Below are 21,832 nucleotides of genomic sequence, written 5' to 3'. Positions count from 1 at the left end.
ACGACTGACCGCAGAGTAGAGACTGCGACCGACCCGAGAGACCGAAGTTTACGATGGAGACACGGAAGATACAACGAGTCAGCAACGGGACGTACACGGTGTCGCTGCCGCGCGAGTGGGCCGAAGAACAGGGCCTCTCCGCGGGCGCGGTCGTCGACCTTCACACGCACATCGACGGCTTGCTGGTCGTCCAGACGGCCGACGAGCGCGAGGCGGCACGCATCGATCTGACGATCTCAGATGAGACGGCGACGCAACTCGCCAGGATCCTTCGAGCGGCCTACGCGACCGGCGCGCTCGAAATCCACATCGAAGCCGACGGCGAGTTCACGGGCGAACAGCGGACCGCCCTGCGATCGGTCACGCGAGCGATGGCCGGCGTGACCGTCGCCGACGAGTCGGAGTCACACGTCGAGATCCGGAACGTCCTCAACTCCGAGGAGGTGTCGGTTCGGCAGTCGGTTCGGCATCTCCAGTTCGTCGCGCTGTCGCGACACCGGGAGGCGACGGCCGCGCTGCTCGGTGACGGCCCGGCGTCGACCGTCGCCGACAGCGACAATCGCGGGGACCGACTGCACGGGATGGTCGAGCGCTACTTCGTGCGGAGTCTCTCGCGGCTGGACGAGGTCGACAGCCTCGGCGAGAGCCGTCCGGAACTGTTCCAGTTCTACGAGATGGCCGCCGAACTCGCACAGGTCGCGACGCACGCCGACCGGATCGCGAGCTCCGCAGCCGACGTAGACGAGCCGATCGACGCCGACCTCGCAGCCGAGGTCGACGCGGTCGCGACGCAGGCTCGCGACGCGGTCGAGACCGCGGTCGACGCGACGTTCGCTCCCGACCCCGACGCCGTCTGGTCTGTCTTCGAGGCGCGGGACGACGTCCGCGCGACGACCGAGTCGATCGACCGACGACTGTTCGAGGCCGCCGACGCGGACTATCGGACGGCGAACGCGGTAGAGCGCATCCGTCGAACGGCGGACTGCGCGGGACGCATCGCAACCGTCGGGCTTCGCGCTGCGATCCGAGAGGGTCACACCAGCGACGGCGTGCGCGTCGGCGTCGACTCCGACGAGGGATCGGATTCCCGCGTCGCCAGCGGTGCCGACGAGTAAACGGCGGTCTGTAGGCGCTTCTTCGAGCCGCATTCACGGTCTTGCGCACCGCCAGCGGGTTGCGTCGGTCCCGCGCTCGGCACCGCTGCGCGAGTACCGGACCGCTATTGTCGGCACAGACCACTATTGAGTGTTCTTAGCAGCACTCATTCGGGGAACGCTCCGAGAGAGTGTATGGCTACAGACTCCGAGCGGGAGCCGGCAGCGACGTTGCGACGGTGCCGGGGTGCTGTGTGTGACATCGCCGCTGCAGAGTCGAAGGCGGACCTCTTCGAGCGAACTGCCGCGGCCACAGCGGAACTGTTCGGCGTCGCCGACGTTCGACTGTGCGCCGTCGACTCCGAGCGGGAGTCGGTCGCCGTCGAGCGCGTCGCCGGTACCGACGTGGGAGCTGAAGATGGCGACGGCGCCGCAGTCGGATCGGACGGCGGGCGTGTCGCTCCGGCTGACGCTATTTCCGCCGCTGCGCGCGAGGCACTCGCCACCGACGAGGTCGTCGTCGACGATGGTGAGACGACCGGGTTCGTCGTGCCCGTCGACGACACCCGAGTGCTGTGCTTCCGGCGTCCTGGTCGGCCGGAGCGGCCCGATGCGACGAGCGTCGACGGCGAAGACGCCGCGCTCGCCGGGCTGATCGGCCAGGCGTTCGCAACGACGCTCGACCGTCTCGATCACGCGGCCGCGCTCGACGAGCGGGAGTCGGCGCTGGCGCGGAAAAACGAGCGGCTGGACCGGTTCGCCGGGCTCGTCGCCCACGAGTTCCGGAACCCGGTCGGGATCGCGTCGGGACACCTCGACCTCGTCGTCGGCACCGAGGGCGACGAGCGGCATCTCGAAGCCGCACGCGGTGCCGTCGACCGAATGGACCGCCTCACCGAGAGCCTCCTCGATCTCGTTCGCGGCGAACCGCTCTCGGGGAACGCCGACGCGGTCGATCTCGGCTACCTCGCGAAAGGCGTCTTCGACACCGTCTGTCCCGCGGCGGCGACGCTCACGATCGAGGACCGCACGACCGTCCGCGCGAACGAGCGCCGGCTCCGCACGGCGTTAGAGAGCCTGTTCGACGACGCCGTCGCCCGCGGCGGGTCGTCAGTCGAGATCCGCATCGGCGCGCTCGACGAGGACGGATTCTACGTCGCCGACGACGGTCCGGGTCTCGAACGCGACGTCGGCGTCGATCCCTTCGGCTACCGCCCGGTGAACGAGACGGACCGTCGCGACCTCCGGCTCGCGATCGTCTACGACGTCGCGACGGCGCACGGCTGGCAGGTCGCACTCGCAGACTGTTCGGACGGCGGCGTTCGCATCGAGTTCGAGACCGCCGACGAGTCCAGCCGGTGAGCGGCCGACCGAGTCATTGAGGGGTCTTCGGCTCCAACTGGCGGTAATGACCGAGGACGACGCCGGCGGACGCACCGAACGCACCCAGCTCTTCGAGTTGACCCGTAGCAAACTCCTGTTGGCTGCCATCCTCCTGATCGGCGTCGCGGGGTCCGGAATCGCTCGCCGCCTGCTCGCGGAAGCCGGCTACGACGGCGTCGGTATCGTCGTGTTCATCCTCGGATACGGCGGGATGGTGTTCGTGATCTGGTACGGCTGGATCCGTCCGATGGACATCACGGGACCGAAGCCCGAGTAATCGAGCCGAGAACGATCGAGCAACCGCACGGGCTGCCGCGTCGCGGCCCGCGAAGAACGGAACTTTAATACTCGATTCGCGCCGAAACTCCGGACAAGGATGCTCCCCTTACAGCTCGTCGACAGTTTCCTGCTCAATTACAACGTCGGGCAGGCGTTACTGCTCGTCTTCGTGCTCGCGACGGTTGGCGTGCTCCCCCTGAAATCACAAAAACTGCTCGCGCTCAACGTGATCGTGTTCGGGCTGATCTTCGCGCTGACGCCGCAGTCGCTCGTCCCACTGCACTACCTGTTCCTCGGCCTCGCACTGTTGGTCATCGGGCCGCTCCTGTACGCGACCGCGAGCAACTGAGGGGATACCACTCCGTTTTTTCGACGGCGTCGACGGGACGCGAGCGAGTCGCTCCGGAGTCACGGCCGATTTCGGAACGCGACGTTTAACCCCCGCCGTCGACAACGCAGCGTATGGCACAACCGCAGGTTCCGGGCGGTGGCGGGGAGACGCTCGAACTGCCGTGCGGTGAGACGAAGTCGATCGGGACGCTCGATCTGGGGATGCGCGAGTTCGAGTGCGCGTGCGGAGAGCGTCACGCGGTCGTGATGGACGTCCACCCGCCGGAGCGATTTCTGCCGGAGTTTCTCGTCTCCGTTCTTCGGGAGGCTGTCGAGACGACGAGCGAGGAAATGCCGGAGTTCGGCACGGCACACCTGATGGGCATCGTCCTCGAGGAGTTCCCCCAGCGCGTCGTCTCCGCCGACGTGAGCGACGACGGGGACGTTGGCGCCGGAATCGTCTGGGTGACCGACTTCGAGGCGCGACGGCTCCACGAGATCATCGTCGAACTCGTGGTCGAACTGATGGAACACGCCGTCAGCCACGCCGACGACGAGACCGCCGTCTCGGAGTTCGAACGGCAGATGCTGGATTTCGACGTGAGCGAGTTCGTCGAGGAGTACCGCGCCGAACGGGATCTCTCCGCGGACGACGTCTACGCCTGAGTAAGGTCTCGATCGCTGCGTTTCACCGCGTCTGACGCACGTCGCACTGAATCCTAAGCCCTGTCGCGTTCTACATTCGCGTATGAGCATCACCCGGCCCTCCGGGTTCGAGGAGGTCTGCGACGTACTCGCCACCGCGGAGGAACCACTGACCGCCCGGGAGATTCTCGATCACCTGCGCGCGCGAGGCGTCGACGGTTTCGAGACGTCTTATCGCGTCGCGACCGTGCTCGGACGGGCCGCAGAGCGTGGGGCGGCGGTCACCGTCATCGACGGGAGCCCGTACCGCTACCGACTCGACGAGCCGTCTCGCTGAGACAGCTGTATCGAGACAGTTTTTCGTTCGTGGATCGGACCGTTCGATAGTCGTCGATGAAGCTCCCGATCGGGGTCTCGCCACTGCTGTGTATCGGCGCGCACGGAGGACAGCGCACCGGCCCGGAGCGATTACGAATTTCGAAATGACCTTTCGCATCTCGTAGTATTTCGCCGGGCTTATTACGATGTACGGACTGCCTCACAGTGATGACTGACGAGGACATCTCGACAGACGGTGAGGCAGCGTCCGAAGACCGGACGATACTGCTCATCGGTAGCGGACCCATTCAGATCGGACAGGCGGCCGAGTTCGACTACTCCGGCGCACAGGCCTGCCGGGCGCTGCAGGAAGAAGGCGCGCGAGTCGTCCTCGTCAACTCGAACCCCGCGACGATTATGACGGACCCGGAGATGGCAGACCGGGTCTACATCGAGCCGATCACGCCCGAGGCGATTTCGGAGATCATCCGCGAGGAGAACCCCGACGGCGTCATCGCCGGCCTCGGCGGCCAGACCGGCCTGAACGTCACGGCCGAACTCGCAGAGCAGGGCATCCTCGAGGAGTACGACGTCGAGATTATGGGCACGCCGCTCGACACCATCTACGCCACCGAGGACCGCGACCTGTTCCGCCAGCGGATGGAGAACATCGGCCAGCCCGTCCCCGCGTCGACGACGATTTCGCTCGACGAGGGCGAAGAAGTGCAGCGGATGACCGAAGCTGACCTCCAGGACCGCGTCGACGACGCCGTCGAGGAGGTCGGCGGGCTGCCGGTCATCTCGCGGACGACCTACACCCTCGGCGGCTCCGGGTCGGGCGTCGTCCACGAGAAAGAGGAACTCTACGAGCGCGTCCGCAAGGGTCTCCGCCTCTCCCGGAACTCCGAAGTGCTCATCACCGAGTCCATCTCGGGCTGGGTCGAACTCGAGTACGAAGTGATGCGCGACGCCGACGACTCCTGTATCATCATCTGCAATATGGAGAACATCGACCCGATGGGCATCCACACCGGCGAGTCCATCGTGGTCACGCCCTCGCAGGTCATCCCCGACGAGGGTCACCAGGAGATGCGCGACGCCGCGCTCGAAGTGATCCGCGAACTCGGCATCCAGGGCGGCTGTAACATCCAGTTCGCCTGGCACGACGACGGCACGCCCGGCGGCGAGTACCGCGTCGTCGAAGTGAACCCGCGCGTCTCGCGCTCCTCCGCGCTGGCCTCGAAGGCGACCGGCTACCCGATCGCCCGCGTGACCGCGAAGGTCGCGCTCGGGAAACGGCTCCACGAGATCGAAAACGAGATCACCGGCGAGACGACCGCTGCCTTCGAGCCGGCTATCGACTACATCGTCACCAAGATCCCGCGGTGGCCCAAGGACAAGTTCGACGACGTCGACTTCACGCTCTCGACGGCGATGAAGTCGACCGGCGAGGCGATGGCCATCGGGCGGACCTTCGAGGAGTCGATGCTGAAGGCGATCCGCTCGACGGAGTACGAGCCCGCGACCGACGTCGAGAGCGTCTCAGACGAGGAACTCGAAACAGAACTGCTCGAACGGCCGACCCCCGACCGCACCTACGCTATCTTCGAGGCGTTCGACCGCGGGTACAGCGTCGACGATGTCCAAGAGCTGACGGGCATCAAAGAGTGGTACCTCGAACGCTACCAGCGCGTCTCCGAGGCGATGGACGCGGCCCAGGAGGGCGACTTCACGACCGCTGCGACGGCCGGCGTGACAAACGCCGAAATCGCCGCTTCGACGGGCGAAAGCGTTGCTGACGTCGAGACCGCCGTCCCCGGTCGCACGTACAAACAGGTCGACACCTGTGCCGGCGAGTTCGCCGCACAGACGCCGTACTACTACTCCTCGCGCAAGCCCGAGTTCTACTCCGGCCCCTACGAGGGCGACGCCGCGGCGGGCGAACTCCGCGTCGACCGCGACGTCGAGAGCGTCGTCGTCGTCGGCGGCGGCCCGATCCGGATCGGCCAGGGCGTCGAGTTCGACTACTGTTCGGTCCACGCCGTACAGGCCCTGCGCGAGATGGGTATCGACGCGCACGTCGTGAACAACAACCCCGAGACGGTCTCGACCGACTACGACACCTCCGACGGCCTGTTCTTCGAGCCGATCACGGCCGAGGAAGTCGCCGACGTCGTCGAGGCAGCCGACGCCGACGGCGTGATGGTCCAGTTCGGCGGCCAGACCTCCGTCAACATCGGCCACCCGCTCGAATCGGAACTCCAGCGCCGCGGCCTCGACTGTGAAATCCTCGGGACGAGCGTCGACGCGATGGACCTCGCGGAGGACCGCGACCGCTTCAACCGCCTGATGGACGACCTCGGCATCCTCCAGCCCGAGGGTGGCTCCGCGACCAGCGAGGCAGAGGCGCTTGACCTCGCGAACGAACTCGGCTACCCCGTCCTCGTGCGCCCCTCCTACGTGCTGGGCGGCCGCGCGATGGACGTCGTGCACTCCGACGCAGAGCTGAAAGAGTACATCGAGGAGGCCGTTCGCGTCTCCCCCGACAAGCCGATCCTCATCGACCAGTTCCTCGCCGACGCCATCGAACTCGACGTCGACGCCGTCTCCGACGGCGAGCGCGCGATCATCGGCGGCATTATGGAACACGTCGAGAGCGCGGGCGTCCACTCGGGCGACTCCGCGTGTATGATCCCGCCGCGCTCTCTGGACAAAGGGACGATGGCCCGCGTGCGCGAGGTCACAGAAGACATCGCGACCGCACTCGACACCGTCGGCCTCCTGAACGTCCAACTCGCCGTGAAGGACGGCGAGGTCTACGTCTTGGAGGCGAACCCGCGCTCCTCGCGGACGGTCCCGTTCGTCTCGAAGGCGACGGACGTTCCGATCGCGAAACTCGCCGCGAAGGTGATGGCCGGCGAGACCCTCGAGGACCTCGACGTCCCCGAGAAGATCCCCGAGGACGTAAGCGTCAAGGAGGTCGTCCTGCCGTTCGACCGCCTCCCGGGTTCGGACCCGCGCCTCGGCCCGGAGATGAAGTCGACCGGGGAAGTGATGGGTACGGCGTCCACGTTCGCGAAGGCCTACGACAAGGCCCAGGACGCGACGGGCAAGTCGATCCCCGAGTCCGGCACCGCGTGGGTCGACCTCTCGGCCGAGGAGTTCCCCAAACCCGGAACCGAAGACGGCGACGCCCTCGAAAACGGCTACGCGGAGTACTTCGACCTCGCGACGTTCGACGACGAAGAAGACCTCGTCTCGGCGCTCCGTGAAGGCAAGATCGACCTCGTCGTCTCCCGCGACCGCGACGCGCTCGAGGTCTGTGTCGAAGAGGAGATCACGTACTTCTCGACGACCGCCTCTGCGTTCGCCGCACTGGAGGCGCTCGACGCGAAGGACGACCCGATCGACGTCGAAGCCGTCTCCGATCGCCCGCGCCGCGTCGAGAACTGGGGCGCACAGTCCGACGACTGATAGGGAGTATCGTAAGTCCTCATAGACTTCTTGAGCGGCGTTCGCCGACGACGAAGTCGGTGACGCAGAGTCGACTTTCGCTCTCTCAGTTCTTCTCATTTGTCTCTTTTGGCCGTTCGTGAGCGATGCAGCGCCTGCACGCGTGTGATTGAAGGTCTGTCGGTCCCAAGCGGAACCGATGAAACTCCGTCAGAACCTCCGGCACTTCGCGGCGAAGAAAGCGCTGACGATGCCGGTCGTCGGCGACATCGCGACGGACAAACTCGTCGACCTCCACGTCCGCGTCTTCGGGCAGAAGGCGGACCCCGACCACCGCGAGGAGCGCGAACCGCATATGGAGACGTTCTTCGAGTTGACGTTCGACACGTACGTCCGCGCGCTCGAAGAGGGGTTCAGCGAGGCGGAAGCCCGCGAGATCACCCACATCCAGGCCAACTTCGACTTCTACAACTACGGCTGGACCGAGATGATGGAGTTCCCCGTCGACGAACTGGAAGCCCACTACGAGCGTTACGCGGACTTCTTCGAGCGCTACGACATCGACATCGCGAACCCGCTCGGCGACTTCCGGACCAAAGAGATTCCCGACGCGCCCGCGACGCCGGAGCGACTCGACGACCCCGAACACCCGCACGCCGTGGGCGGTTTCGCCGACGACGTCTACGTCGAGGGCGAGGACGGCGACGTCCGCGTCGGCGGTCGCGAAGAACCCGAGGACGTCGACGTCGACATCGCGCCCGGCCTCCAGGACGTCGACGCCGACGCGGAGACCGACGAATCGGAAGCCTAATTCGCGTTACTCGTCCGTTTTCGACCCGATCTGCGCGTCGATCCGGTCGGCCACCTCGTAGCCGGCGACGACCCCGCCGTTGAGCGAGCGCTCGGGGTACTGCGCCTCCGAGGCCATCCCCGCGTAGTAGACGCCCTCGCCGACCTCTTCGTCGAGCTGGTAGGGGACGACGAGGTCGAGATAGCCGCACTCGTAGATCGGCGCAGCGCGGGGGTTGCGGGCGATCCGGAATTCGGAGACGGCTGCCCGATCGAAGTCCGGAAACATCGATTCGATCTCTGCGAGCCACCTCTCCCGCACCTCGTCGTCGTCCAGTTGCCACAGGTCCTCCGTCTCGTCTTGCACGTAGGAGGCGACGTACAGCAGGTGGTCGCCGCCGTAGCGCTCCCGTTCGACGAAGTTCGTGTGTTCGACGAGCGCGCCGAACGGTGCGTCGTGTGCGACGTTCAGCCAGTAGGTGTCGAGCAGCGACTCCTCCATCGTGACGAGACCGCAGATCGCCCCCTGGAAGTCGATCTCACAGGAAAAGCCCGTCAGTGATTCCAGGACGTTCGGCATCGTCGCGACGACCGCGGCGTCGACCTCGTGTGTCTCCTCGGCGTCGGCTCCGGGGGCCGCCTGGGTACCGTCGTAATCGACAGTGAGCGACTGGATCTGCCCATCTTCGACTGTGAGGTCCGTGACGGGCGCGTTCGCCGTGATGTTCTCCCGACCAACCGCGTCGACGAGTGCTTCCAGAAGCACGCCGAACCCGCCGTCGAAGTACCCGAGGATCTCGCCGCGTAAGAGGTCGCGCTCGCCGCGGAAGCGCACGCGTCCGAGGAACCACGCCGCGGAGATGTCGTCTTTTCTGTCCCCGTACTTCCCGTCGAGCAGGGGATCGACGAAGTTCTCGTAGACGCTCGTCGTGGTGTGTTCTTCGACGAATTCCCGCACGGTGACGTGCTCGTACTCCGCGAGGTCGTCGTAGGCGTCGAAGTCTGGGAGTCCGCCGCGAACGTCGACGCCCTGCGTGAGCATCCCGAGCCGGAACTTGTCGTAGAGGCTCATATGCGGATACGCGAGAATCTCCCAGGGGGTGTCCAGCGGATGGACGACGCCGTCGACGTAGTAGCCGTTGGTGCCGACGCGCCACTCGATCCGGTCGCCGACGCCGAGTTCCTCGGCGAGGTCGACGATGGTCTCCTCCGATTTCGAGAGGTGGTGATAGAACTGCTCGATGTCGTCACCCGGCGTCTCGTAGGTGGCCGCGAGGCCGCCGAGCTGTGGCGCGGCCTCGAACACCTGTACGTCGTGCCCGCGCTGCTGTAGCCGATAGGCGGCCGCGAGACCTGCGATCCCGCCGCCGACGACGCCGATCATACGCGCAGTACTCGACAGCCCGGAAAGTGCTTTCCGTTCCCGGTGTCGGCGCCGCGTGTCGCCGCCGAGCGGCAGGACCGCCCGACGGGATCCCGCCGAGTTATAGGGATTGTCGTAACTGTTCAGAGATTCTCGCCGTATCGTCCGGCGAGAAATCTATGCGGACTTACGATAATCCCTATTACCGTCGTTCGCTACCTTTTTACCCGCCGTTGGGCAACGGAACGCGTATGCAGACGGTCAGGGCCCCCGCGACGAGCGCGAATCTCGGGAGCGGTTTCGACGTCTTCGGCGTCGCCCTCGACCGTCCCGCCGACGTCGTCCGCGTCGAGAAGGCCGACCGGACGACGATCGAGATGACCGGCGTCGGGAGCCAGTACATCCCCGAGGACCCCGAGAAGAACGTCGTCGGCGCCGTCGCCGAGGAACTCGACGCGCCGGCGCACATCCGGATCGACAAGGGCGTCCGCCCCTCCTCGGGACTCGGATCGTCGGCGGCCAGTTCGGCTGCGGCGGCCGTCGCGCTGAACGCGCTCTACGACCGCGGGCTCTCCCGTGAGGAACTCGTCCCCGTGGCCGCCGAGGGCGAAGCGGTCGTCTCCGGTGAGGCCCACGCCGACAACGTCGCACCCGCATTGCTCGGTGGATTCACCGTCGCCCGCGGCGACGCGGTCACGACTGTCGACGCCTCGATCCCGCTCGTGGCGTGTCTCCCCGAGATCGCCGTCTCGACCCGCGACGCCCGCGGCGTCGTCCCCGAGTCGGCGGCGATGGAAGACGTCGTTCACACCGTCGGCTCCGCGGCGACGCTCGCCATCGGGATGTGCCGCGACGACCCCGAACTCGTCGGCACCGGGATGGACGAGCGCGTCGTCACCCCCGCCCGCGCGGAACTCATTACCGGCTACGATACGGTCCGCGAAGCCGCTCTCGAGGCGGGGGCGACGGGCGTGACCGTCTCGGGTGCCGGCCCGGCCGTCATCGCGCCGTGCAGCGAGTCCGACCGTCGGGACGTCGCCGCGGCGATGGTCGACGGCTTCGCCGACGCCGGCGTCGACTCCCGCGCGTACCAGACGCGCGTGAGTCGGGGCGCGACGCTGTACTGACGCCGTCGCTACATCTTCGTGTGTTCAGTTTCGAGAGCCGCTGCACCGCGCTATCGGCCGGGACTGGATGTATGCAACGGCGAAAACGAGCGGAACAGCGCGCGTGAAACGGAACTAGACGAGACTTGACTGCGGACCCGAACGTCCGCTTAGACGCCGCGGCCCTGCAGTTTCTCTTCTTCGGGGAGGTCGGTGTTGGCCTCGCCCTTCATTCCCTGACCGAGGTTCGAGGCGATTTCGGCGAGGGTGTCGGGGTCGTCCCAGTTGTTGACGGCCTCGACGATCGCTTCGCCCATCGCCGGCGGGTTCTCGGCGCCGAAGATACCGGAGCCGACGAAGATTCCGTCACACCCGTGGTGCATCATCAGGGCCGCGTCCGCGGGCGTGGCGATGCCGCCGGCGGCGAAGTTCACGACCGGCAGCCGACCCATCTCGGCGGTCTCGTGGACGAGATCGGCGGGCGCTTCGTGCTCGCGGGCCCACTTCTCGCGCTCCTCGTGGGTCTTGCCTTCGAGTTCGCGGATCGCGCCCTTGATGTTGCGCTGGTGGTGGACGGCTTGATTCACGTCGCCGGTGCCGGCCTCGCCCTTCGTTCGGATCATCGCCGCGCCCTCGTCGATCCGGCGGAGCGCTTCACCGAGGTTGCGCGCACCGCAGACGAACGGCGCGGTGAAGCCGCGCTTGTCGATGTGGTAGCGCTCGTCGGCGGGGGTGAGCACCTCGCTCTCGTCGATCATATCGACGCCGACCGACTGCAGGATCTGCGCTTCCTTCGTGTGGCCGATCCGGGACTTGCCCATCACCGGGACGGAGACGGACTCGACGATCTCTTTGACGTCTGCGGGGTCGGCCATCCGCGCGACGCCGCCGCGCTTTCGGATGTCCGCGGGGACGGCTTCGAGCGCCATCACCGCGACCGCACCGGCCTCCTCGGCGATCTTCGCCTGTTCGGCGTCGACGACGTCCATAATGACGCCGCCCTTCTGCATCTGTGCGAACCCGCGCTTGACGAGGTCGGTCCCGCGACGGAGTTCGGACAGATCAGTCTCCTCGGACATACTACTCGGTTGCGGTCGGACGCACTTAAACAGTTCACCCCACGGCCGCCGCTGACGGGCCAACAAATTGCCACGTCGGCGGCGCTCGGTCCCGAACCGGCACCCCTTTTTCGCCGCACTCCGAGCCACCTGTATGACATCGTCTCCCGCGTCGTCTTCGGGGCTTCGTCGGTTCGTCTCGGGCGACGGCCTGCCGGTACCCGACGGGCTCCCGTGGTGGCTCGCGCCGCTGCCGACGTGGCTCGAAAACGTCGGCCTCCGGTTCGCGTGGCTCGTCGTCGCGATCAATCTGCTCGGGACCGCCTTCGGCTTCTGGTACTACGGCTTTCACCCGCTGCCGCTCTCGGATCCGCTCATCACCTGGCAGTTCGCGGCCGAACCGGTCGTGATGTGGCCGTTCGTTCCGGACAGTCCGCTGGCGACGCTGTTCATCGCGCTGGCGTTTGCGAGCTGGAAGCTCGGACGGACGAACGAGTACCTCGTCGCGTTGGCGTTCTTCGGCTGCTGGAAACTCGGCCTCTGGACGCCGTACGTGCTCTCGGTCTTCGCCGACGCGTTCCTCGACATCACGTGGTTCCCACTGTACGTCTTCCTGTTCGTGAGTCACCTCGCGATGGTCGTCGAGGCGTTCGTCCTCCATCGGATCTCGGACTTCCCGGTCCGCGCCGTCGCCGTCGCGCTCGTCTGGTACGGCTTCAACGACGTCGTCGACTACTTCGTACCCATCGTGGGCGACCCGCACCACACGTCGATTCCGCTCGCCGACAGCGCGGTCGTCGGCGGCACGACTGCACTCCAACTCGCGGCTGCCGGGGCCGTCGTCCTCACGTTCGTCGCCACGTTCGCCGCGCTCGCGACGCGCGTGAAGAAATTGGAGTTGCAGATCGAGCGCGGGTAACGCCTCTCGGCCGCCGGTCACCACCGCACCACCGCCCACGCTTTTGCCCGCGCCACGCGTACCCTGATTCGATGAGCGATCTCTTCGACGCTGTCGCCGACCTCTCGCTCTCGATCGAATCGACCGACCGAACGCGACGCGACCGCGACACGTCGAGCGGTTTCGTCAGAACGACGACGACGTTCCATCTCTCCGGTGCGGGTCACACCGGCCGCGGCGAGGATGTCGCCTACGACACCGAAGATCACGACGCGCTCGCGGACGCGCCGGCGTTCGATTTCGCGGGCGAGTACACGTTCGCGTCGTTCTCGGCGCATCTGGACGACGTCGACCTGTTCCCGACGAAGTCGCCCGAGCGTGAGACGGCGCGGCACTACCGGCGCTGGGCGGTCGAGTCGGCCGCGCTGGATCTCGCGCTCCGGCAGAACGCCCTTTCGCTGGCTGAGGCAGTCGACCGCGATCCCGCGCCGCTCCGCTTCGTCGTCTCGACGCGCCTCGGCGACCCGCCGACGACCGACCGTCTCGATGCGATTCTCGACGCGTATCCCGACACCGAGTTCAAACTGGATCCGACAGCCGAGTGGACTGACGAGGTCGTGGAGGCGGCCGCCGCGACCGACGCGGTTCGGATTTTGGATCTGAAAGGGCTCTACGAGGGGACGCAGGTCGACACCGAACCCGATCCGAATCTCTACGGGCGACTGCTCGATGCCTTCCCCGAGGCCGTCATCGAGGACCCTGGACTCACATCGGAGACGCGACCGCTCTTTGACGGCGAGGAAGGCCGCGTGTCGTGGGACTACCCGATCACGGGCGTCGAATCCGTCGAAGCGCGACCGTTCGAGCCAGAGTGGCTGAACATCAAGCCCTCACGCTTCGGGACCGTCGAGTCGCTGTTCGAGACGATCGAGTGGGCCGAAGCGCGCGACGTCTCACTCTACGGCGGCGGCCAGTTCGAACTCGGCGTCGGCCGCGATCACATTCAACTGCTCGCGTCGCTGTTCTACCCCGATGGCCCGAACGACGTCGCGCCCGCGGGCTACAACGATCCCGACGTGCAGCCGGGGCTGCCGAAGAGTCCGCTCGACGCGCCGGAAAATTCGATTGGGCTCAGTTGGGAGTGACGCCGGCTGGTGGCGAGAGAGCCGGATCTTACGCTTCGTCGAAGCCGTCTTCGAAGACGAACGTCCCGTTGCGCTGGACGACCTCGCCGTCGACCTCGATGACCGAATCCTCGCTCATATCGACGATCATATCGACGTGCTCGGCGCTCTCGTTGCGCTCGTTCTCCTCCCCGACGGTCTCGGGGTACGCCGAGCCGACGGCCATATGGACCGTATCGCCCATCTTCTCGTCGAACAGCATATTGTAGGTGAAACGGTCGATCGCGCGGTTCATCCCGATCCCGAGTTCGCCGAGGTAGCGCGCCCCCTCGTCGGTCTCGAAGATCCCGTCTAACACGTCCTCGTTCCGACCGGCGCTGTAGGATTCGACGCGGCCGTCCTCGAACCGGACGCGGACGTCTTCGATCTCACGACCCTGGCGATAGAGCGGCATATCGAAGTACACCTCGCCTTCGACGGAGTCCCGCACTGGCGCGGTGAACACTTCCCCACCGGGGAGGTTCTTCTCGCCGAAGTCGTTGAGCGTCTTGTTGCCCGCGAGGCGCATCGTCACGTCGGTCTCCTCGCCCGACTTGATCCGGATCTCGTCGGCCTCGTCGAGGATCTCGACCATCTGCGCCTGGTGCTCGCGTTGGGCCTCCCAGTCGAGGCTGACGGCGTCCCAGACGAACCCCTCGTAGGCTTCGGTGCTCATCCCCGCGAGCTGGGCGTTCCCGGACGTGGGATACTGCGTGAGACACCACGTCTTCGAGAGCCGCTCTTGGAGGACCGGCTTCATCGCGCGCCGGTAGGCGGCGTTGCGCTCTGGGGCGACGTCGGCCGTCTCGGTGGCGTTGACGTCGCCGCGGACGGCGATGTAGACGTCCATCTCCTCGTACATCGCGAGCAGGTGCTCCGGCGTCTCGAAGTCGCCGTCGTGGTTGCGGAGGAACGCCCGCGTCGCACGCGAGTCGCTGTTCAGCGAGACGGGATGGGCCCCTCTGTCGGCGCACTCCTCGTGGAGTGCGACCACGAGGTCCTCTGCGGCGGCCGGCGCGCTGATCACGACGCGGTCGCCGGCCTCGATGTCGGCCGAGTGGTCGGCGACGATCCCTGCGTGTTCGCGGATTCGCGGGTCCATACCTGTGGGTCGTCCGTGCGCACCAAACACCTTTCGCCCCCTCGTCGCCCGCGAGTTTCGAGCGCCGCAGACTCACGATGGCGCGGGATCGTGACTACCCGCTCACTCGGACGGCGACCAGTCGCGCTCGCCCGCTCGAATTGCCGTCTCCAGCCAGTTCTCCTCGGGTGGGAGCGGACACTCGAACGTCTCGCTGAACGCGCAAAAGGGAGTGTACGCGAGGTTGAAATCGAGCACGACCGTCTCGTCGTCGGCGAGGTCGCCCTCGGGGTGCAGTTCGATGTACCGCCCGCCGCGGTAGGTCTCCTGTCCGGTCGTCTTGTCGCGGAACGGGACGAAGATCGGCTCCTCGTCGTCGTCCGGACGCTGTTTGTAGCCGTGGACCTCGTGGGTCTCTCCGCCGAGCTCGAACGCGAAGGTAACGACGCGAACGTAGCGCACTTCGTTGCCGGCGGTCGTCTCCATCGGCACCGGCTCGGGGTCGTCGTGAGCGGTGACCGTCGCCTCGACGCGGAGATCCGGCGCGGGATCGAAATACGCCAGCCCGTCGAACGAATCGCGGTGCTCCGGGGGAATGGGCGACTGCGGATGCGAGCCGAAGAACTCGTCTTTCTCCTCGCGATTTGCTCGCAGCTCTGCGACGTACGCCGCCGAATCGTCGGACGGATCTGATTCCGACGAGTCGTGTGTCTCGGTCATATCGAATCCACGCGCGCCGTGCCGTAACCTTTGACGGTTCTGCTGCGAGTAGTTGCGAATCGCTCTCGGCAGTCCAGAGCGGGCGAGCCAGATGGACGGCGAGGACAGCCTCCACTACCTGTCTTCCGTCACCGGGCGTCGCCGTCGGTGTGGTAGCTGTGTCCCACGACGAGCGCGACAGCGTTCACGGCGAGGAGGGCGACGAACGCGTTCGGTTCGCTCCCTTCGAGGCCGCCGGCGAGAAGGGGCAGATACAGAAACGGGAGGGCAACGGCGGCCCAGAAGGACACGAACCGGACCGGCGCAGCGAGAAACTTGATCGGGGCCTGGAGGGAGGCCGGCGGCGACTCGATCACCTCACGGATGCGACCGATCCGCTCGGAACCGAACGGGCGGTGGGAGTTCGACATTTACGGGGACACCTCGATCACTACTACGGTAGCAGGGGTCATATAGCCGCCAGAGCGTTCCCGTCACTTCATAATCGTTCACGCGAGAAGCCGCCGGCTAATACGTTTTATTGCAGACTGAAAGCGGCCGAGACGATTTATACGGCGATCTAATCCTTCGATGGCGTTCCGACAGTGCAAGCAGCCGTCCCCACACTTGGTCGACCGTCGGCGATGGTAGCACGGTGAGTCTCACCCTCTCCGTGTGTACGATGCCCGTGGTGAGGACCGCCTCGTGACGTGCTCTCGAACGGCGAAGCGCCCTTCAGTCCCGCGGATTTTTGTGCTCAGGCGGTAAGTCCCGAACGTCTATGACAGACGACGACGTCCCGACGGCGCGGTCGGTCGACAGCAACCTCTTCATCACGGTTTCGGGACCGCCGGGCTGTGGCGCGACGACCCTCTGTGAGGGGCTGTCGTCGGCGCTCGACTGCGGCTACGTCTCCGGCGGCGACATCTTCCGCGACCTCGCCGACGAGCGGGACCTGTCGCTCTCACAACTCATCGCGAAGACCGACGAAACCGACGAGATCGACCGCGCGCTGGACCGTCGCCTCCGAACGATCGCCGAGAAGTGGGGGGCGTCGAGCAAGCCGTTCATCCTCGAATCGCGGCTCGCCGGCTGGCTCGCCGGCAACCGCGCCGATCTCCGGATCTGGCTCGACGCCCCCGAGGAGGTGCGCGTCGAGCGCACGCGGGACCGCGAGGAGATGGAAGCCGAAATGCGGGTTCGCGAGGTCAGCGAGGCCGGACGGTACAAATCCTACTACGACATCGACGTGTCGGATCAGTCCTTCTACGACCTCTCGATCAACACGGCCCGCTGGAGTCCCACGGCGACGCTGGAGATGGTCCTCACCGCGGTCGAGGAGTACGACCCCGAAGTCGACGAGGGTGCGTTCCATACCGAAGACGTCGAACTGTAACCCGAAGCGAGCGGACTTCTTCTGTGTGGGTCGCGAACGCTACGAGCGGACCAGCCGTCTGAGCCGCGGCAACTCCGCGCGGATCGCCCGCCGCTTGAGGAGGAGAAAGCCGACGAAGATCACGAGAAAGCCGACGACGGTGTAGGTCGTCGGGACCTCGTCGAGGACGGCCCAACCGGCGAGCGCGGCGAACACCGGAGCGACGTAGGAGACGAGGTTGATCTCGATGGCTCCGAGGCGCTCCAAGAGATCGAAGTAGACGAGAAAGCCGAGCGCGCTGGCGACGAGCGCGAGGTACGCGAGCGCCGCGATCGATTCGACAGTCCACACGACGTCGGCGAACGACTCGCCGATACCGATGCTGACGCCGTGCATTATCAGCGCGCCGCCGACCATCGACCACGCTTCCATCGTCTCGATCGGCAACGAGGCGTCGATACGAGTCGTCAATACCGACCCGAGCGCGAACGCCGCGGCCGCGCCGAAGATGAGCAGTTTCGCGACCGCACCCCCGGTGAGGAGGTTGTTCGGATCGGGGTTCGAGAGGATTGCGACGCCGACGAGGCCGAGCAAGAGCCCCACGATGCCGACAGTCGTGAGCCGCTCCTCTGGGAGGAACACGCGCGCGAACCCCGTGGTCAACACGGGACTGAGACTCACGATAACCGCCGCTGCCGCCGAGGTGACGGCCGGGTCGGTCTCGCCGATGAAAAGCAGCGTGTGATAGCCCGCGATGAGAAGCGTCGCGCCGATGCCGACGACGGCCCACTGGCCGCGTGTCTGTGGGATCGGCTGGTCGGTCGCGTAGAACGCGTACGCGAGCATTAACAGGCCGGCGACGTCGTACCGGAGCGCTGCGAAGAGCACCGGCGGGATGAACTCCAGTCCCGCCTTGATCGCCATAAACGCGGAGCCCCACGCCGCCGCGAGGAGGACGAATAAGAGGAGGTTTCGATACCGGGTCACAGCGAAGGTGCGGTGGCGGCCGCCCTCAACGTTTCGCTCTCCCGGCGTTCACTCCGTGCCCGACTCGTCAGCTCCCGCCTCAGTGGCGCGGCGCTCGTCCCGAATCGCGCGGATCACGTCCTGGCGGGCGACGATCCCGACGAGTTCGCCGTCGTCGAGCACCGGCAGCCGGTTGATGTCGCGCTCTTCGTCGGCCAGGAGGTCCAGAATCTCGTCGATCGACGCGTCGGGCTCGACGGTCACGACGTCCGACGTCATCACCCCGCTGATCGGCTTGTTCGTGTTTCGCAGGAGGTCGATGCCGAGATCGAGGTCGTCCCAGGAGACGTCGACCGCGTAGGTGAGCGTCTCTAAGAACGGCGGAAAGCCGACGGGGATCCACAGCGTCCGGTCCTGCGTCTGGAACAGCCCGACGAGGTCGTGCTGGGTGACGATCCCCGCGAGCGAGCCGTCCTCGTCGACGACGGGGTAGCCGTTGAAGTCCGCGCGGGCGAGTCGGCTGAGCACCTCGCTCACGTCGTCGTCGACCGACACCGTCTCCACGTCGGTCGTCATCAGATCGCGAGCGGTCAGCGTCTGGATCTGAGCCATACGGGAGTATTGGCCGGTCGCCGTCTAAGCGTTTGGCCTGGGTCGGACCGAACGCTCGTGTCTCGGCCGGTAGCGGACTCTCGATGGACTGCACCCACCTGTTCGAGTCTGCTTTATATATGCTCGCACCGTTATCGAGGATATATTTAAGAATCCGCGTTGGCTAGCAGGGGTATGGCCGCTCACGGCCGTCCGACGCTCCGTGACCTGTTCGACGACTCGCCGACGCCGCACATCGCGCATCCGCCGCGCACCCACCATCGACACTTCTACGTCGCGACCGACGGGTCCTATCGTCGCGACGGTGCCGGCGGCGGCCTCGGTGCCGTGATCGAGACCCGGGACGGGACCCGCGTCGCGCGGGTCTCCCTGCCCGACACTGCGCCGAACAACAACGTCGCCGAATATCGCGCGCTCCATCTGGGTCTCGACGTGCTCGCGGCAAGGACGCCCGGGAACGCCCGCGTCGGCGTCCTCGTCGACCACGACGACCTCGCGGCCGCAGTCAACAGCGAAGTGCTGGCCGGAGCCGGCGGCGACACCGAGTGGCGGCCGCACGGCGTCGAGCGGATCCCGCCGGGCAGCGAGTCCCACTGGCGCGGCATCCGCGCCCGCATCGCCGGCTTCGACGAACTCCGAGCGGCGCGAATCGACGGCCGAGAGAATCCCGCACACCCGCTCGCGAACGCGCCGCAGGATTACGCGCACGTGAACCGGCGCGCCGACCGCTGTGTCCTCCCCGACCCGATCGACACCGGAACGCGGGGGACGGGCCTCGCCGACGACGTCCGCGACGGGAACGACCCGCAGTTCCCGCCGCCGTCGCGGTTCGAGAACCGCGCGAGCGACTGATCGGAGGTCGAACGCGCCCGCAGTGGCGCGATTACTCCTGTGCGTCGACGACGGCGACGCCGGCGAGGTTGACGATGTCTTTCACTTCGTCGCCGCGCTGCAGGACGTGCACCGGCTTGTCCATCCCGACGAGCATCGGCCCGATGGCTTCCGCGCCGCCGAGGCGCTGGAGGAGCTTGTAGCCGATGTTCCCGGATTCGAGGTTGGGGAACACGAGGACGTTCGCGGGCTCGTCGAGCTGAGAGAAGTCGTAGGTGCCTTCCAGAATGTCCTCGACGACGGCGGTGTCGGCCTGCATCTCACCGTCGACGGGGAAGTCGATGTCGGCGTCGGCGTGGAGCATCGAGACGGCGTCGCGGATCTTCCGGGTGCTCGCGTTCTCGACGCTGCCGAAGTTCGAGTACGACAGCATCGCCGCGCGCGGTTCGACGTTGAACCGCCGGGCGAGTTCGCCGGTGTGCTTCGTGATCTCCGCGAGCACGTCCGAGTCGGGGTCGAAGTTGACCGTCGTGTCGGCCGCGAAGATGACGCGGTTCTTGAACGTCAGCATATACACGCCGGCCGCGTAGTCTGCGTCCGGCGCGGTACCGATGATCTGCAGCGGCGGGCGGAGCGCCGAGGGGTAGTGGTGAGTCAGCCCCGTCAGCATCGCGTCGGCGTCGCCCTGTTCGACCATCACGCTGGCGAAGTAGTTGCTGTCCCTGCGGATCAGCTCGTGCGCCTCGTTCTCCGTGACGCCTTCGCGCTGACGGAGTTCGTACAGGCGGTCGGCGTAGTGGTCCCAATCGCCGCTGCGCGGGTCGACGATCTCGGGCTGGAATTCGAGGCCGAGGTCGGCCGCCGTCTCTGCGATCTCCTCGGCGTTGCCGACGAGGATCGGCTGGGCGATCCCCTGCTCTTGCATCTGGTAGGCCGCGCGGATGATCTTCTCGTCGCCGCCCTCCGCGAGCGCGACCCGCTTGGGGTCGGACTTCGCCTTGTTGAGGACGACGCGCATCATCTCGCGAGACTTGCCGAGGCGCGCCTCCAGGCGCTCCTCGTAGGCCTCGAGGTCGACCTCGCTCCGGGCACAGCCGGAGTCCATCGCCGCTTTCGCGACCGCGGGCGCGACCTCGAAGAGGACGCGGGGGTCGAGCGGCTTCGGGATGACGTAGTCGGGGCCGAACTGGAGCGGCTGGTCGCCGTAGGCCTTCACGACGGCGTCCGGCACGTCCTGTCGGGCGAGTTCTGCGAGGGCCTTCGCCGCCGCGCGCTTCATCTCCTCGTTGATCTCCGTCGCGCGGACGTCGAGTGCGCCGCGGAAGATGAACGGGAATCCGAGGACGTTGTTCACCTGATTCGGGTAGTCCGAGCGCCCGGTCGCCATAATCACGGTGTCGTCGCGGGCGGCCTTCGCGTCCTCGTATTTGATCTCGGGGTCGGGGTTCGCCATCGCGAAGACGATCGGATCGTCCGCCATCGAGGCGACCATCTCCTGCGAGACGATGCCGCCGACCGAGAGGCCGACGAACACGTCCGCGCCAGCCATCGCCTCTTCGAGCGTGTCGTCGTCGGTGTCGGAGGCGAACTCGGCTTTGTACTCGTTGAGCCCCTCGCGGTCGGTCCCGATGACGCCCGAGGAGTCACACATCACGATGTTCTCTCGCTGCACGCCGAGGGAGGTGTAGAAGCGAGCCGTCGCGAGCGCGGACGCGCCCGCGCCGGAGAAGACTACGTTCAGGTCTTCGAGTGCTTTGTCGACGACGTCGGACGCGTTCAGGAGGGCCGCGCCCGAGATGATCGCCGTCCCGTGCTGGTCGTCGTGGAAGATCGGAATGTCCGTCTCCTCGCGCAGTTGCGACTCGATCTCGAAGCACTCGGGGGCTTTGATGTCTTCGAGGTTGATGCCGCCGAACGTCGGCTCCATCGCCCGAACGGTGTCGACGATCGCGTCGGGATCGTCGAGGTCGAGTTCGATGTCGAACACGTCGATGTCGGCGAAGCGCTTGAACAGGACGCCCTTCCCCTCCATCACGGGCTTGGACGCTTGCGCGCCGATGTCGCCGAGGCCGAGGACGGCGCTGCCGTTCGAGACGACGCCGACGAGGTTCCCCTTCGCGGTGTACTCGTAGGCGCGCGTCGGGTCCGCGTCGATGTCGCGGCACGGGGCCGCGACGCCCGGCGAGTACGCCAGCGAGAGGTCACGCTGGGTGTTCGTCGGCTTCGTCGTCGAGATCTCGATCTTCCCAGGCGGCTCCTCGCGGTGATACTCTCTCGCGTCGTCGTCAAGTCCCATAGCGGCGGCGAGGATAGCTGCACAAAAAAAGCTATCTGTCGAAGCGTCATTCGACAGACGACGTACGGATTGGTCACTCGCTACGACGGCCGG

21 protein-coding genes are annotated in these 21,832 nt (G+C 66.4%); 13 read left to right on the top strand and 8 right to left on the bottom strand.

From position 1 onward, the window contains the following. Positions 1 to 53 precede the first annotated feature (53 nt). The 8 genes from RBH22_RS08985 (at position 54) to RBH22_RS08950 (ending at position 8,313) form a co-directional block, all read left to right on the top strand. Positions 54 to 1,115, top strand: a complete 1,062-nt coding sequence (locus RBH22_RS08985) for a phosphate uptake regulator PhoU (RefSeq protein WP_306677281.1) — start codon at positions 54 to 56, stop codon at positions 1,113 to 1,115. A gap of 174 nt (positions 1,116 to 1,289) precedes the next feature. Further along, positions 1,290 to 2,456: a HAMP domain-containing sensor histidine kinase gene (locus RBH22_RS08980; protein ID WP_306677280.1), complete on the top strand. Its 1,167-nt coding sequence runs from the start codon at positions 1,290 to 1,292 to the stop codon at positions 2,454 to 2,456. Positions 2,457 to 2,502: 46 nt separating this feature from the next. Next, entirely contained in the window at positions 2,503 to 2,754 is a 252-nt protein-coding gene (locus tag RBH22_RS08975) for a hypothetical protein (RefSeq protein ID WP_121569862.1), read from the top strand. A 99-nt stretch (positions 2,755 to 2,853) separates the two neighbouring features. Then, positions 2,854 to 3,105: a hypothetical protein gene (locus RBH22_RS08970; protein WP_121569861.1), complete on the top strand. Its 252-nt coding sequence runs from the start codon at positions 2,854 to 2,856 to the stop codon at positions 3,103 to 3,105. A 113-nt stretch (positions 3,106 to 3,218) separates the two neighbouring features. Next, a complete protein-coding gene (locus tag RBH22_RS08965; RefSeq protein ID WP_256289110.1) occupies positions 3,219 to 3,752 on the top strand; it encodes a DUF5815 family protein in 534 nt (177 codons plus the stop codon). Between the two features lie 82 nt (positions 3,753 to 3,834). Beyond that, positions 3,835 to 4,068, top strand: a complete 234-nt coding sequence (locus RBH22_RS08960) for a hypothetical protein (RefSeq protein ID WP_256545734.1) — start codon at positions 3,835 to 3,837, stop codon at positions 4,066 to 4,068. 209 nt (positions 4,069 to 4,277) lie between these two features. After that, positions 4,278 to 7,523 carry a carbamoyl-phosphate synthase large subunit gene (gene carB, locus RBH22_RS08955; RefSeq protein ID WP_306677279.1) on the top strand — a complete coding sequence of 1,082 codons (3,246 nt, stop codon included), beginning with the start codon at positions 4,278 to 4,280 and terminating at the stop codon, positions 7,521 to 7,523. Between the two features lie 178 nt (positions 7,524 to 7,701). Next, a complete protein-coding gene (locus tag RBH22_RS08950) occupies positions 7,702 to 8,313 on the top strand; it encodes a DUF6149 family protein (RefSeq protein ID WP_256545732.1) in 612 nt (203 codons plus the stop codon). Between the two features lie 6 nt (positions 8,314 to 8,319). Here RBH22_RS08950 and RBH22_RS08945 read toward each other — a convergent pair whose 3' ends face one another. Further along, on the bottom strand, positions 8,320 to 9,675 hold the full coding sequence (locus RBH22_RS08945; RefSeq protein ID WP_256289106.1) for an NAD(P)/FAD-dependent oxidoreductase: 1,356 nt from the start codon (positions 9,673 to 9,675) through the stop codon (positions 8,320 to 8,322). Positions 9,676 to 9,905: 230 nt separating this feature from the next. Here RBH22_RS08945 and RBH22_RS08940 point away from each other — a divergent pair, with 230 nt between their 5' ends. Further along, positions 9,906 to 10,781, top strand: a complete 876-nt coding sequence (locus RBH22_RS08940; protein WP_306677278.1) for a homoserine kinase — start codon at positions 9,906 to 9,908, stop codon at positions 10,779 to 10,781. Positions 10,782 to 10,930: 149 nt separating this feature from the next. Here RBH22_RS08940 and pdxS read toward each other — a convergent pair whose 3' ends face one another. Further along, complete coding sequence (gene pdxS, locus RBH22_RS08935) at positions 10,931 to 11,839, bottom strand: pyridoxal 5'-phosphate synthase lyase subunit PdxS (RefSeq protein ID WP_306677277.1); 909 nt, start codon at positions 11,837 to 11,839, stop codon at positions 10,931 to 10,933. Between the two features lie 133 nt (positions 11,840 to 11,972). Between pdxS and RBH22_RS08930 the strand changes: the two genes are divergently transcribed. Both RBH22_RS08930 and RBH22_RS08925 read left to right on the top strand, forming a co-directional pair. Beyond that, positions 11,973 to 12,737, top strand: a complete 765-nt coding sequence (locus RBH22_RS08930; RefSeq protein WP_306677276.1) for a DUF1405 domain-containing protein — start codon at positions 11,973 to 11,975, stop codon at positions 12,735 to 12,737. A 71-nt stretch (positions 12,738 to 12,808) separates the two neighbouring features. After that, complete coding sequence (locus RBH22_RS08925; protein ID WP_306677275.1) at positions 12,809 to 13,861, top strand: hypothetical protein; 1,053 nt, start codon at positions 12,809 to 12,811, stop codon at positions 13,859 to 13,861. Positions 13,862 to 13,889: 28 nt separating this feature from the next. Here RBH22_RS08925 and RBH22_RS08920 read toward each other — a convergent pair whose 3' ends face one another. The 3 genes from RBH22_RS08920 to RBH22_RS08910 form a co-directional block, all read right to left on the bottom strand. After that, entirely contained in the window at positions 13,890 to 14,981 is a 1,092-nt protein-coding gene (locus RBH22_RS08920; protein ID WP_306677274.1) for an aminopeptidase, read from the bottom strand. A 102-nt stretch (positions 14,982 to 15,083) separates the two neighbouring features. Continuing rightward, positions 15,084 to 15,680, bottom strand: coding sequence for a DUF1684 domain-containing protein (locus RBH22_RS08915; RefSeq protein ID WP_306677273.1), 597 nt, complete (start codon positions 15,678 to 15,680; stop codon positions 15,084 to 15,086). A gap of 128 nt (positions 15,681 to 15,808) precedes the next feature. Further along, positions 15,809 to 16,090, bottom strand: coding sequence for a hypothetical protein (locus RBH22_RS08910; RefSeq protein WP_306677272.1), 282 nt, complete (start codon positions 16,088 to 16,090; stop codon positions 15,809 to 15,811). A 350-nt stretch (positions 16,091 to 16,440) separates the two neighbouring features. Here RBH22_RS08910 and cmk point away from each other — a divergent pair, with 350 nt between their 5' ends. Continuing rightward, entirely contained in the window at positions 16,441 to 17,055 is a 615-nt protein-coding gene (gene cmk / locus RBH22_RS08905) for a (d)CMP kinase (protein ID WP_256289098.1), read from the top strand. Between the two features lie 39 nt (positions 17,056 to 17,094). Here the strand turns inward: cmk and RBH22_RS08900 are convergent, their stop codons facing one another. Together RBH22_RS08900 and RBH22_RS08895 are read right to left on the bottom strand one after the other, a co-directional pair. Beyond that, on the bottom strand, positions 17,095 to 18,021 hold the full coding sequence (locus RBH22_RS08900) for a DMT family transporter (protein ID WP_306677271.1): 927 nt from the start codon (positions 18,019 to 18,021) through the stop codon (positions 17,095 to 17,097). 48 nt (positions 18,022 to 18,069) lie between these two features. Then, positions 18,070 to 18,612, bottom strand: coding sequence for a CBS domain-containing protein (locus RBH22_RS08895; RefSeq protein WP_256545723.1), 543 nt, complete (start codon positions 18,610 to 18,612; stop codon positions 18,070 to 18,072). Positions 18,613 to 18,786: 174 nt separating this feature from the next. Here RBH22_RS08895 and RBH22_RS08890 point away from each other — a divergent pair, with 174 nt between their 5' ends. Then, positions 18,787 to 19,464: a reverse transcriptase-like protein gene (locus RBH22_RS08890; protein WP_256545722.1), complete on the top strand. Its 678-nt coding sequence runs from the start codon at positions 18,787 to 18,789 to the stop codon at positions 19,462 to 19,464. Positions 19,465 to 19,495: 31 nt separating this feature from the next. On the opposite strand, the gene RBH22_RS08885 is transcribed toward RBH22_RS08890, so the two are convergent. Continuing rightward, positions 19,496 to 21,739: an NADP-dependent malic enzyme gene (locus RBH22_RS08885; protein WP_306677270.1), complete on the bottom strand. Its 2,244-nt coding sequence runs from the start codon at positions 21,737 to 21,739 to the stop codon at positions 19,496 to 19,498. Between the last annotated feature and the right edge of the window lie 93 nt (positions 21,740 to 21,832).

Source organism: Halobellus sp. H-GB7 (assembly GCF_030848585.1).
In the GTDB taxonomy this organism is placed as follows: domain Archaea; phylum Halobacteriota; class Halobacteria; order Halobacteriales; family Haloferacaceae; genus Haloquadratum; species Haloquadratum inordinatus.
Note: the sequence above shows the minus strand (reverse complement) of the source record. Positions and strands in the feature narration are given on the sequence as shown.